9 protein-coding genes, 1 rRNA gene and 1 other annotated feature are annotated in these 12,897 nt (G+C 38.2%); of the genes, 6 read left to right on the top strand and 4 right to left on the bottom strand.

Going from position 1 to position 12,897, the window contains the following annotated elements:
- Positions 1-43: 43 nt before the first annotated feature.
- Positions 44-2,065 carry a penicillin-binding transpeptidase domain-containing protein gene (locus tag BMW36_RS07460; protein WP_089740230.1) on the bottom strand — a complete coding sequence of 674 codons (2,022 nt, stop codon included), beginning with the start codon at positions 2,063-2,065 and terminating at the stop codon, positions 44-46.
- Between the two features lie 173 nt (positions 2,066-2,238).
- Here BMW36_RS07460 and BMW36_RS07465 point away from each other — a divergent pair, with 173 nt between their 5' ends.
- Positions 2,239-3,408, top strand: coding sequence for a serine hydrolase domain-containing protein (locus BMW36_RS07465; protein WP_245711619.1), 1,170 nt, complete (start codon positions 2,239-2,241; stop codon positions 3,406-3,408).
- Between the two features lie 64 nt (positions 3,409-3,472).
- On the opposite strand, the gene BMW36_RS07470 is transcribed toward BMW36_RS07465, so the two are convergent.
- Entirely contained in the window at positions 3,473-4,474 is a 1,002-nt protein-coding gene (locus tag BMW36_RS07470; protein WP_089740232.1) for an LLM class flavin-dependent oxidoreductase, read from the bottom strand.
- Positions 4,475-4,567: 93 nt separating this feature from the next.
- On the opposite strand from BMW36_RS07470, the gene BMW36_RS07475 reads away from it, so the two are divergent.
- A complete protein-coding gene (locus BMW36_RS07475; protein ID WP_089740233.1) occupies positions 4,568-4,933 on the top strand; it encodes a DUF488 domain-containing protein in 366 nt (121 codons plus the stop codon).
- Positions 4,934-4,970: 37 nt separating this feature from the next.
- On the opposite strand, the gene BMW36_RS07480 is transcribed toward BMW36_RS07475, so the two are convergent.
- Both BMW36_RS07480 and ilvB read right to left on the bottom strand, forming a co-directional pair.
- On the bottom strand, positions 4,971-5,171 hold the full coding sequence (locus tag BMW36_RS07480) for a cold-shock protein (protein ID WP_089740234.1): 201 nt from the start codon (positions 5,169-5,171) through the stop codon (positions 4,971-4,973).
- A gap of 232 nt (positions 5,172-5,403) precedes the next feature.
- Positions 5,404-7,071, bottom strand: a complete 1,668-nt coding sequence (ilvB, locus tag BMW36_RS07485; protein WP_089740235.1) for a biosynthetic-type acetolactate synthase large subunit — start codon at positions 7,069-7,071, stop codon at positions 5,404-5,406.
- A gap of 154 nt (positions 7,072-7,225) precedes the next feature.
- Here ilvB and BMW36_RS07490 point away from each other — a divergent pair, with 154 nt between their 5' ends.
- The 4 genes from BMW36_RS07490 to BMW36_RS07505 form a co-directional block, all read left to right on the top strand.
- Positions 7,226-8,278 (top strand): tellurite resistance/C4-dicarboxylate transporter family protein, encoded by a 1,053-nt coding sequence (locus BMW36_RS07490; protein ID WP_089740236.1) that lies wholly within the window; start codon positions 7,226-7,228, stop codon positions 8,276-8,278.
- Positions 8,279-8,367: 89 nt separating this feature from the next.
- Positions 8,368-9,444: a dual-specificity RNA methyltransferase RlmN gene (rlmN, locus tag BMW36_RS07495; RefSeq protein ID WP_089740237.1), complete on the top strand. Its 1,077-nt coding sequence runs from the start codon at positions 8,368-8,370 to the stop codon at positions 9,442-9,444.
- 119 nt (positions 9,445-9,563) lie between these two features.
- Positions 9,564-9,785: a binding site (T-box leader), on the top strand.
- A gap of 88 nt (positions 9,786-9,873) precedes the next feature.
- Positions 9,874-12,291, top strand: a complete 2,418-nt coding sequence (gene leuS, locus BMW36_RS07500) for a leucine--tRNA ligase (RefSeq protein WP_089740238.1) — start codon at positions 9,874-9,876, stop codon at positions 12,289-12,291.
- A gap of 375 nt (positions 12,292-12,666) precedes the next feature.
- Positions 12,667-12,897, top strand: a 16S ribosomal RNA gene (locus tag BMW36_RS07505); the annotation flags it as partial.

Below are 12,897 nucleotides of genomic sequence, written 5' to 3' on the forward strand. Positions count from 1 at the left end.
GAGTAAAAGTCTTACCAATTCAATAGCCCACAATGCATAATAATTACGGTAAGTTATTTATCGCATCAGCGACTTTCTTCGCAACATAGCCGCTTCCATCCGGATTTCCTTCAATGTGTTCAACCATCATAGAAATAATCATACTGCCATCACTTGGATATCCTACAAACCAGCCATTCTCCTGGCCGCCCTCCTGGTTTTGGGATTGCTTCAGTTCCGCTGTACCGGTTTTGCCGGAGATTTCTGCAGAACCAGTATTTGCGGCACGACCAGTTCCTTCTGTAACAACTTTCCGTAAGGCGTTTTGAAGTAATTCAGCATGCTCACTGGATATAAGTCCTTCTTTCCAAACTTCGCCATCTTTCTCATCCATCAACAGCGTTGGTTTCATTATTGATCCTTCGTTAAGTATGGCTGAGAAGGAACTTGCTAAATGCAGAGCACTCATTTGAACTTCACCCTGACCGTAGCTCGTATCTGCAAGTAAAATTTCATTATCCAAAGCTCCGTCTGATGATATGGTACTAGAATGAATAGGGTACGTAAATGGAAGGTCTTCTCCAATACCAAATTGCTTCATACCTGAAACCATTGCTTCCTCACCCATCTGTAATGCTTGCATCGCGAAATAAATATTATCTGATCGAATCAGTGCATCCTCAAGATCGACTAACCCTGCAGACTCCGAAACCCTTCTAATGCTGTAATTTCCCCAGTTTTCCTTTTTCCAGGTTAATCCGTTAATTTCAAAGCCTTCATCAGGATCGATGGAACCATTGGTTAGACCAATTGCACTCGTAATTGGTTTAAATACAGATCCTGGGGCAAATGTCGAGGCAAACCTGTTTAACAGTGGATTAGCAGGATCGTTATTCCACTTATCCCAAGTAGATGAACTTAATCCGTAAAGAAATGCATTTGGGTCAAAAGATGGGCTGCTTACTAGTGCTAATACTTCTCCGGTAACCGGGTTAATTGCTGAAGCTGTTCCGGCATCACCATTCAATGCATAGAATAACTCGTTCTGTACATATATATCAATCGTTAAATTTATATTTTCCCCATTTTCAACTTCCTTTTCGGCGATGACGACAGGTTCCTGTCCTTCTTTTTCGGCATATATAACGATACCTTCTTTACCACGTAATTCTTCCTCATATAATTCTTCTAATCCTCTGTAGCCAATAAGGTCATTTTCACTATATATGCCTTCATCAACCTCTTCTAACTTTTCCGCAGTTATTGGGGCAATATAACCAACCAGATGTGCTGTTGCTTCACCAAAAGGATAGACTCTTCCGATGACCGTTTGGTAAGTGAGTGGTTTAATTTTACTAACTGCATCTGCTAAATCCTTTTCAGCCAAACTGGGAACAACCTTTAATGGTACAAAGTAATGAGGCTGCACCCATTCCTGGTTTAACTGTGACTCAATCTCTTCTACTGAGATCTCAAGTAAATCAGCGATCTGCTCCTTTTCGGAATCACTATTTTCAGTGAAATTTTCCGGGACCACACCCATTTCGTATATGCTCTCATTTACAGCTAAGCCTTGACGATTCCGATCATAAATTTGGCCCCTTTCCGAAGAAATGGTATTAATTCCGATCGTGCCTCCGTCCTTAATTTGCGGGAAGATAAGGCCGGGATTCCAATTAACTTTCCAATCAGTTGTTTCCTCATCATTAATAACTTCCACTGTTTTTTTCATTTCAATTTCACTATCAAATGAAATCGGGCCTGCGATTGAGTCCATACTAACTTGTATTGGATAGACCATTGAAGCGATTTCTTCGTTTTCCTCTTCTGTATCGGATTGTTCAGGAATTTCAAAATTAACCTTAAGCTCTTCTGCTCCTATATCGCTGTATATATTCTCATACCTGTCTATAAACTCCTCTTGCTCAACTGCTGCTGTCATCTCATACATCGCCTGATAATCATATGATTCCCAATGGGTAATATATTCTTGTAATCGATCTTCTGGTTTAACTTCGTCATCCTGCTGGCAACCTGAGATTACTAGTACGAAGAATATGAACAGACTCATTAACCATTTCTTCATAAAAAAACTCCTTTTTAAACAAAAAAGCGTATTGCTGATCAATACGCTTTTTGCTGGGTTGAATGATATTTACTATATAATTAGTATACTAATTTAATGGAAATAATGCACGCAATTAACAATATTTTTAAAAATGTGCTAATATAAAGTAAGCGAATACATAGGAGGTGGTAATGATGATCAAACAAAGATTGGACCAATTATTAAAGGATTTTGTTGAGAATGGACCGTGTGGCGCTGCGTTATCTGTTATGAAAAATTCCGGAAAAATTTATGAAAACTACCTGGGGTATGCCAATCTGGAAGAAAAGATAGAAATAGATAATAAAACTATATACCGTATTTTCTCCATGTCAAAAATTGTCACATGTGTTGCAGCATTACAATTAATGGAACAAGGAAAGTTCCTGTTAACTGACCCTGTTTCAGAATATTTGCCGGAATTTAAAAAGATGGAAGTTTATCACTCTGGCAGTGGAGCAGACCTGGTCACACGGCAAGCAGAGAGGCCTGTCTTAGTGAAAGACTTATTTAAGATGACATCCGGCCTTGTTTATGGGGGTAATAATACAGAGGTGGAACGACTTACCTCTAAAGTAATGGAAGAGATTCACCATTTAGAATCGAACGGAGGAGTTTCACGGTTACGTCAATTTTCCAAAAATTTAGCAGAACTACCTTTAGAATTTGAGCCGGGGACTGAGTGGAAGTATGGACTGAGTCATGATATTTTGGGGGCACTGGTCGAAGTCGTAAGTGGTATGCCTTTCGGTCAATACTTATCAAAATATATTTTCTCACCATTACAGATGAATGATACTTTTTTTCAGATACCTGACAGTAAAAGGCATAGATTAGCTAGATTGTACGACAGGAAGGAAGATGGAACATTATCCCGCAATACGATAATGGAAAAACATGCTGAGCCTATTGCTGTAATGGAAAGCGGAGGTGCGGGACTGTATTCCACATTAAGTGATTATCAAAAGTTCGCGCATTGTCTGGCTATGGGTGGTACAACTGGTGGCTATCAACTATTAAGTAAATACTCGATTCAATTAATGTCACAAAACCATTTAGATTCGAGCATTTTGCCGCAACTGGGATGGAATTACGATAATGGCTATGGTTACGGATTAGGTGTAAGAGTAATGATAGACCAGACAAAGGGTGGCAGTAATAGTGCAATTGGAGAATTCGGTTGGTCCGGGCTTGCCGGCACTTACGTATTTATAGATATGGAAAATCAATTATCAACTGTTTATATGCAGCAAATGCTGCCAAATTTTGAAACATACCACCAACCTAGAATTCGAAATATGGTATATGGATCAATTGAATAAAGTTATAAAGTAGAAAGCTGCTGCCAAGGTAGTAATTGGCGGCAGCCGCTTAGCTTTATATAGACTAGCTCATCACAATATCTGCAATAATCTTATAGGAAGACAGGCGGTCCTGATGATCATAAATCTGTCCATTAATAATCACTTCATCTGCTGATGTTTCCTCAATGAAAGATTGGAGTTTTTCTTCTACTTCTTGTTTATCACCAATAATTGTAGCTTTGCTGTTGGTATTTTTTTCAACAGATGCTTTTTCATAAACATTCCATGCATGATCGGTATCATTAATTGGTGGCATTAACTCAGAAGGTGCACCACGAACCAGGTTCAGAAATTGCTGCTGCTGGGAAGTTGCTAGCCATTTAGCTTTTTCATTTGTTTCAGCCGTAATTATATTGACACCAACCATAACATAAGGTTTTTCCAAGTGTGTTGATGGTTGAAAGTTTTCACGATAAATTCTTAATGCAGGCAATGTATAATCTGGTGAAAAGTGACTGGCAAATGCAAATGGAAGGCCTTTTTCTGCAGCAAGCCTTGCACTGAAGTCACTAGAACCCAGTAGCCATATTGGAACCTCAGCTCCTTTTCCGGGGATTGCCTTTACTCTTTCCGTTCCGGCAAAGTATCCTTCCAGTTCTTCCACTTGAAGGGGAAAATCTTCTGGACTGCTGTTCAAGGTCCTTCTTAATGCATAAGCAGTCGCCTGATCGCTTCCTGGAGCACGCCCTAAACCCAAGTCTATTCGATCCGGGTAGAGAGCAGCGAGTGTGCCGAATTGTTCAGCAATCACTAAAGGTGCATGGTTGGGCAGCATAATTCCGCCAGCACCTACACGGATCTTCTTAGTGTGACTTGCTACATGGCTTATGACAAGAGAGGTTGCTGAACTTGCAATTCCTGGCATATTATGGTGTTCTGCCAGCCAATATCGATGAAAACCCCATTTTTCCGCATGTCTTGCCAAGTCAGCACTATTCTTGAATGAGTGAGATGGTGTATACCCCTCCAGTACAGGGGCTAAGTCTAATATGGAAAATTTCACATTGGAAAAAACTTGGCTCATTTTGTTCACTCCTATATTTTCTATTGATTGAAGAAAATGATACGCTTAATAACAGAGGCCGTCTAATGATATGCTTATCAGAGGAGGATAACAATGCAACTGAAGAGAATCTACGAAAAACGTACAGAAGAAGATAATGTAAGGATATTAGTTGACCGTCTATGGCCTAGAGGCTTATCCAAGGAGGAAGTGGAACTTGATGTATGGTTAAAAGAAATTGGGCCAACAAATGAGTTAAGGAGATGGTTTAGGCATGATCAGGAGAAATTCCCGCAATTTAGAGAGTTATATTTACAGGAATTGAAAGATGACCCGCAAAAAAAATCCGCGTACGACCAACTTAAAAAATACTATGAAGAGAATGATGGACAGATTACATTAGTTTTTTCTGCTAAGGAACAGGAATACAACCATGTACAAGTATTGAAAGAAAAATTAGAAAATACAAAAAAACACTAGCTGTCAGAAACAGCTAGTGTTTTTTATCAAGTGCTAATTAGTTTTTAGTAACGTTAGCAGCTTGTGGTCCGCGGTTACCTTCTTCGATTTCGAAAGAAACGCTTTGACCTTCTTCAAGTGTTTTAAAGCCTTCGCCTTGGATAGCAGAGAAGTGTACGAATACATCGTCTTGACCTTCTACTTCGATAAATCCAAAACCTTTGTCTGCGTTAAACCATTTTACTGTACCTTGTACCATATTTCTTTTCCTCCTAGTGTGAACCGTTCACACAAATGTATTACTATTCTTGCTCTTGCCTCAAAACGAAAACTTAACGTTACGATACTTGAAGGTGTCATCGAACAAAATAGCTAAGTTTATTATAGCAACTCGATACGAAAATTGCAAGCGTATGCCGTAAATAAATTATAAATCTTGGAGGGAGTGCAGTCCCTGGAGAACAAACTCTTTTCTTAACCGTTACAAATGATCAAGTGTTGGAAGGATCCTCCTGTAATGCATCAGTATTGTTCCCGCCAGGAGGTACAATTGGAAATACATTGCCTTCTTCTTCGATTAAAAAGTCTAATAATACAGGTCCGTCATATTGGAATGCTTTTTTTATGAAAATATCTGCATCTGATTCTGAAGATGCTTGAAATGCTCTCACCCCGAGACTGTTTGCGAAACTAACAAAATCGGGAGAGGTTATTTTTACTTGTGAGTATTTGTTGTTATAAAATAATTGCTGCCATTGTCTTACCATTCCCAGGTACCCATTCCGCAAAATAACTATTTTTATATTTAAATTGTACTTGGCAACATGGAATAGCTCCTGAATTTGCATTTGGATACTTCCATCACCTGTCACACAAATTACTGATTGACCAGGATGTGAAATTGCCCCGCCAATGGCTGCAGGAAGGCCGAAGCCCATCGTTCCAAATCCTCCAGACGTCAGAAGTTTTCGTGGTTTGTCAAATGGAAAGTGCAATGCCGTCCACATTTGGTGTTGACCTACATCTGTTGCAATAATAACATTTTTTTCAGCATGTGTATGAAGCAGTTTTATAATGCGCTCTGGTCCAAGTTTGCTTTTTGACTGATTAAATTGTGGTGAAATTTTACGCCATTTGATCACTTCATTATACCAGTGATGAGGTCTATATTGGTCAAACTCGGGATTGATTTTTAGCAGGAAGTCTTTTACATCTCCAATAACAGGATAATCGACTGGAATATTCTTATTAACTTCTGAAGGATCAATTTCTACATGGATTTTTAATGATTTTGGTGAAAAACCTCTAGTTTTCCCTGTAATTCGATCACTAAACCGTACACCTAAACATATTAACAGATCGGCCCTGTGAACTGCCCTGTTTGCAGCAAAAGTCCCGTGCATGCCTAGCATTCCTAAGTGAAGGGGATGCTTTACGTTCACGGCGCCTAAGCCCATCAGAGTACTTGTGAATGGTATTTTTGTCTTTTTAATAAAGTAAAGGAGTTCATTGCTCGCATTACCGGCAATAACCCCGCCTCCAATAATAAGTACTGGTTTTTTTGCACACTTAATTGCTGCTATTATTTTTTCTAAATGTTTTAGAGATAACTTTGTATGATTTCTTTCAAGAGATGAAAGCAGTTTATATACTACTGGTTGCTCTGATTTTCTAAGAAGTACAGATTCATCAAACTCAATGATTATGACCCCAGGCCTGTTTAATAGCGAGTTTTTAATTGCTTGAGCAGTAATGGTATGGATGTCTGCAGATTTTCTTATAGTATAATGATATTTGGAAATCGACTTTGTTATTGATTCAACGTCTAACTGCCTGTTTTTATTACTGTCTTTTTGGATAAAAACAACTAGTGGAATGCTGTCGATCTGTGCAGTTGCTATACCTGTAATTGCATTTGTAAGTCCATATTCTGTTGTAATAAACGCAACTCCAGGCTTACCTGTTGCGCGTGCATAGCCATCGGCAGCATGGATGACAGATTGCTCATGTGTCAGCTGGATATAATTTATTTTTTTCCTTTCATTAAAGAATAGAGAATGAAACATTGAGCCAAACACTGTATCTACACTTTCTTGTTCTAGTGAGTGAATAAATAAACTGGCAACAGAAAGCGGGTCAGTTTCAGAAAGTTGATTCATTATACAGTCTCCTTTTTATTGTTTTCCTCAGTATATATTTATGGCAAAATTGGTTCAGTGAGGTTTATCACGAAAAGAATAGATTATGGAAACAATAACACGTAAAATGGTAGGTACTCTGCAGAATGACTATTTTTAAAGGAAGTGAGTGGGTTTGCTGGTAATACTGGATAAAATTAAAAAAATGTTTACAGGATATTTCGCACTTGTGATGGCCACAGGGGCATTATCTGTTGCTACCAACCTCCTCGGGTATCAAATGGTGAGTGAGGTGCTGCTCATTGTAAATACAGTGTTTTATATTATATTGGCAATCCTGGTAGTGATAAGAGTTATCTTTTACTTTCCATATGTAAAAAATGATCTGACAAGTCATCTTCATGGACCGGGCTTTTTTACATTGGTAGCAGGAACAAATGTGTATGGTGTACAGCTAATCGTAATTTCTGGCTCTTATAATATTTCTGTAAATTTATGGATTATTTCGATGGTTTTATGGGTTATTATTATGTATTCATTTTTCACAGCTGTAACCATACGAGAGAATAAACCATCATTAGTGGAAGGGATTAACGGAGCTTGGTTAATTGCTGCAGTGGCGACACAATCCATCTCTGTTTTAGGAACCTTAGTTGCAGATTCTGGCGTATCTAGTCAGATTTCTGAGTGGATATTCTTTATCTCAATTTCAATGTACTTACTCGGAGGGATGCTTTATTTAAGTATAATTACGTTAATTTTTTACCGCTTTACCTTTTTAAATTTCAAACACGCGTCGCTGACACCTCCCTACTGGATAAATATGGGCGCTGTCGCAATCACTGCATTAGCTGGGTCGATGATTGTATTGCATTCAGACACTTCCCAGCTGATTCAGCAGTTTTTGCCTTTTGTGAAGGGTTTTACTTTATTCTTTTGGGTTACCGGAACATGGTGGATTCCTTTGCTGGTCATCCTTATGGTTTGGAGATACATTATTAAAAAATATCCGATAAACTATGATCAGCAAATGTGGGGGATGGTCTTTCCGCTTGCTATGTATACAACAGCAACATATCAATTAAGCGAGGCTTTGGGAATATCATTTTTAGCTCAGGTTTCTCATGTGTTTGTATATCCAGCTATTATTACATGGGTATTAGGGGTCATTTTGTTACTGTTTCATCTGGTAAGAGATGTTATTATTAAAAAGGAGAATAATGCGTAAAAGTAACTATCATTGTGTTGCAAAAAGAATTGCTACCGTTTAAGATATAATGATGGATTATTTGGTTAAAATGAAAAGAGGTATTGTTAATGAATAAAAAGTCAATCTATTCCTTTACATTAAATGAATTGGCAGATTGGTTGGCAGAACATGGTCAAAAAAAATTCCGGGCAAAGCAAATATGGGACTGGCTGTATAAAAAAAGGGTAGATCATTTTGATGAGATGTCCAATCTTAATTCTGATTGCATTTCATTACTTAAAGAAAATTTAACGATCGGAACTCTTCAGCAGGAGATAAAACAGGAGTCTAAAGATGGAACAATTAAGTTCTTGTTTAAAATGACTGATGGCAATTTAATTGAGACAGTACTGATGAAATTTAATTATGGATATTCTGTATGTGTAACAACACAAGTAGGCTGTAATATTGGCTGTTCATTCTGTGCAAGCGGTCTGTTAACGAAAGACAGAGATCTAAATGCAGGTGAAATCGTTGAGCAGATTATGAAAGTTCAGAAACACTTAGATAGTAAAGGTAGAGATGAAAGAGTCAGTCATATTGTAGTAATGGGAATTGGTGAGCCTTTCGATAATTATAATAACACAATGAACTTCCTGCGAATTGTGAATGATCAGAAAGGATTATCGATTGGTGCACGGCACATAACTGTTTCGACAAGTGGATTAGCGAAACGTATTTATGATTTTGCAGATGAGAATATACAGGTGAATTTGGCTTTATCACTCCATGCACCTAATAATGAGCTTCGTACAAAAATAATGAAAATTAATAAAGCATTTCCTCTGGAAAAATTGATGCCTGCGATAGACTATTATTTAGAGAAGACTAATCGCAGAATAACATTTGAGTATATTTTGTTAAAAGATGTAAATGATCATAAAGAAGAAGCAAGAGAATTAGTACAGTTATTAAAAAACAAACGACATCTTTCCTATGTTAACTTGATCCCGTATAATCCTGTTGATGAACATAATCAATATAGCAGAAGTGAAAAACAGGCAATTCTCGACTTTTATCAGATTTTATTAGAAAACGGCATAAATAGCGGCGTGCGTGTGGAACATGGAACAGATATTGATGCTGCGTGCGGACAATTAAGAAGTAAACAAATTCAAAAAGAAAAACAGAAACAAAAAGTATAATAAGGCTATCCGATATACCCGCTAACATGCTTTTGGAAACTTGACAAAATTCAGACATTTCTTTAAACTATCAGAAAGTAAACAAATGTGTCTAATTTTATGACTTTAATGATGTATATAAATAAACGATGAAGAGGATTATTAGTAAAGTAATCAGGTCTAAGAGAGGTGGCGTTAAGGTGAGAGTCACTCCTGGTCTTTATGAACTCGCCTCAGATGTTACAAAAGTGAAAAAAGAAGTAGCTTTTGTCGTATTCCGCGTTAAGGAAATGAAGTGAGTGTTTTAGTAAAATAATACACTAATTTTGGGTGGTACCGCGGGAATCTCTCTCGTCCCATTTTGTGGGATGAGGGGGATTTTTTTGTATTGCAGAACATACGTTTCTGGATTGGTAAAGTACGGGGATTATACAAAGGAGGAAATCATAGATGGCTTATAACCATAGGGAAATCGAAAGAAAATGGCGAGATTATTGGATAAATAATAAAACGTTTGCTACTGATGCAGCGTCAAATAAAGAAAAATTTTATGCTCTGGATATGTTTCCATATCCATCTGGTGCAGGACTGCATGTAGGGCATCCAGAAGGGTATACTGCGACAGATATTTTAGCGAGAATGAAAAGAATGCAAGGATATGAAGTACTTCACCCGATTGGCTGGGATGCTTTCGGATTGCCTGCAGAACAATATGCGTTAGATACCGGGAATGACCCTGCAGAATTCACGGAGAAAAACATCAACACTTTCAGACGTCAAATTCAGGAACTGGGCTTCTCATATGACTGGGATCGTGAGGTCAATACTACAGATCCAAATTATTATAAATGGACACAGTGGATTTTTCTGAAATTATACGAAAAAGGCCTTGCATATATTGATGAAGTTCCTGTTAACTGGTGCCCTGCTTTAGGAACTGTTCTTGCTAATGAAGAAGTCATTGATGGAAAAAGTGAACGAGGAGGACATCCGGTTGAGCGGAAACCGATGAAACAGTGGATGCTGAAAATTACTGCATATGCTGACCGTTTACTAGAAGACTTAGAGGAACTGGATTGGCCTGAAAGTATTAAAGATATGCAAAGGAATTGGATTGGCCGTTCGGAGGGTGCGGAAGTAACTTTTGGAATTGAAGGTTTTGAAGATTCGTTTACTGTATTTACTACAAGACCAGACACTTTATTTGGTGCAACATATGCTGTGTTAGCGCCAGAACATCCATTAGTAGATAAAATTGTAACATCCAATCATAAGAAATCTGTAGTTGATTACATTGATAAAGTAAAAGCGAAGAGTGATCTGGAGAGAACAGATTTAGCAAAAGAAAAGACAGGTGTATTCACAGGAGCTTATGCAGTAAACCCGATTAATGGTGCTAAATTGCCGATTTGGGTTGCTGATTACGTTCTTATGTCATATGGTTCAGGTGCAATTATGGCAGTACCTGCTCATGATGAACGAGACTATGAATTCGCAAAAACCTTTGACCTGGAAATCATCCCCGTATTAGAAGGCGGGAATATAGAACAAGAGGCATATACAGAAGATGGACCGCACATTAATTCCGATTTTCTAAACGGTTTAAATAAAGATGAAGGTATCAAAGAAGCGATCTCGTGGTTAGAAAAGAATGGAAAAGGTAAAAAGAAAGTTACTTACAGATTAAGAGATTGGCTGTTTAGCCGCCAGAGATATTGGGGTGAGCCAATTCCGGTTATTCATTGGGAAGATGGTACAATGTCTGCGGTATCTGAAGATGAATTACCACTTGTTTTACCTAAGACGACTGAGATTAAACCATCTGGTACCGGCGAATCGCCGTTAGCGAATATTGAGGATTGGGTAAATGTGATGGATCCGGTGACTGGTAAAAAGGGACGGCGTGAAACAAATACGATGCCGCAATGGGCAGGAAGCTGCTGGTATTTTCTTAGATATATTGACCCGAATAATAAAGAGAAATTAGCAGATCCGGCTCTCCTAAAAGAATGGTTGCCTATCGATGTATATATTGGTGGTGCTGAACACGCTGTGCTTCACCTGTTATATGCTAGGTTCTGGCATAAATTCTTATATGATATCGGAGTAGTCCCAACAAAAGAGCCGTTTCAGAAACTCTATAATCAAGGTATGATACTTGGGGAAAACAATGAAAAGATGAGTAAGTCAAAAGGAAATGTGGTAAACCCTGATGAAATAGTCGAGACGCACGGTGCAGATACATTACGGCTTTATGAAATGTTTATGGGTCCGCTTGATGCGTCAATTGCCTGGTCTACTAATGGCCTGGATGGTGCCAGGAGATTTCTGGATAGGGTATGGCGACTTTTTATAACAGATGATGGGAAACTGACAGATAAAGTTTCTGAGAATTCAAGCATAGAGGAATTAGAAAGAACTTATCACGAAACAGTAAAAGTGGTAACACAGAACTTTGAAGATTTACGGTTTAATACGGCTATTTCCCAGATGATGGTTTTTATAAATGAAGCATACAAAGTAAAACAAATACCAAAAGAATACGCTGAAGGGTTTATTAAATTATTATCCCCGGTTGCACCCCATCTTGCAGAAGAAATTTGGAGTCTGCTTGGACATGGCGATACAATTGCTTACGAACCATGGCCGGTTTTTGATGAGTCTAAGTTAGTTTTGGATGAAGTGGAGATCGCCATTCAAATAATGGGGAAAGTAAGAACGAAATTAATGGTTAGTAAAAATGCATCAAAAGAAGAAATTGAGGAAATTGCTTTACAGGATTCTTCTATTAAAGAAAGGCTTGAAGGAAAGACGATACGTAAAGTTATCGTAGTTCCCGGCAAATTAGTAAATATTGTTGCAAATTAATTATTTGAAACGCACAGGTGGACTGATCTTCGCCTCGTGCGTTTTATTATGTAATGGTTCCAAGTAATAATCAAATGCATACCGGTAATTTTTTAAACAAACTTTTGTTGGAGATATTGTAAGTGTCGAGGAAGGGTAAAAAAATATGTAATAAGTTGTTGACTTTTTCGTTCAACCTGTGTATTATATTATGAGTTCGCAACAAACCAAGTCAAATAATGTTGACAAATAATTGTGAATTTGCTATAATCTATTTGTGTCGCTAAGAAGACATTGATCATTGAAAACTGAACAAAACAACCAGTATGAAAGAAAAGTAAGAATTAGCTAGCTTATAGAAGCGAGCAGATCAAATCAGCACATTCATGTGCAAGTTTTATTGAGAGTTTGATCTTGGCTCAGGACGAACGCTGGCGGCGTGCCTAATACATGCAAGTCGAGCGCGGGAAGCTAACTGAATCCTTCGGGAGGACGTTAGTGGAACGAGCGGCGGACGGGTGAGTAACACGTGGGCAACCTGCCTGTAAGACTGGGATAACTCCGGGAAACCGGGGCTAATACCGGATAATACTTCTCCTCACATGAGGGAAAGTTGAAAGGTGGCTT

It is taken from the genome of Gracilibacillus ureilyticus, assembly GCF_900111195.1.
Lineage (GTDB): Bacteria > Bacillota > Bacilli > Bacillales > Amphibacillaceae > Gracilibacillus > Gracilibacillus ureilyticus.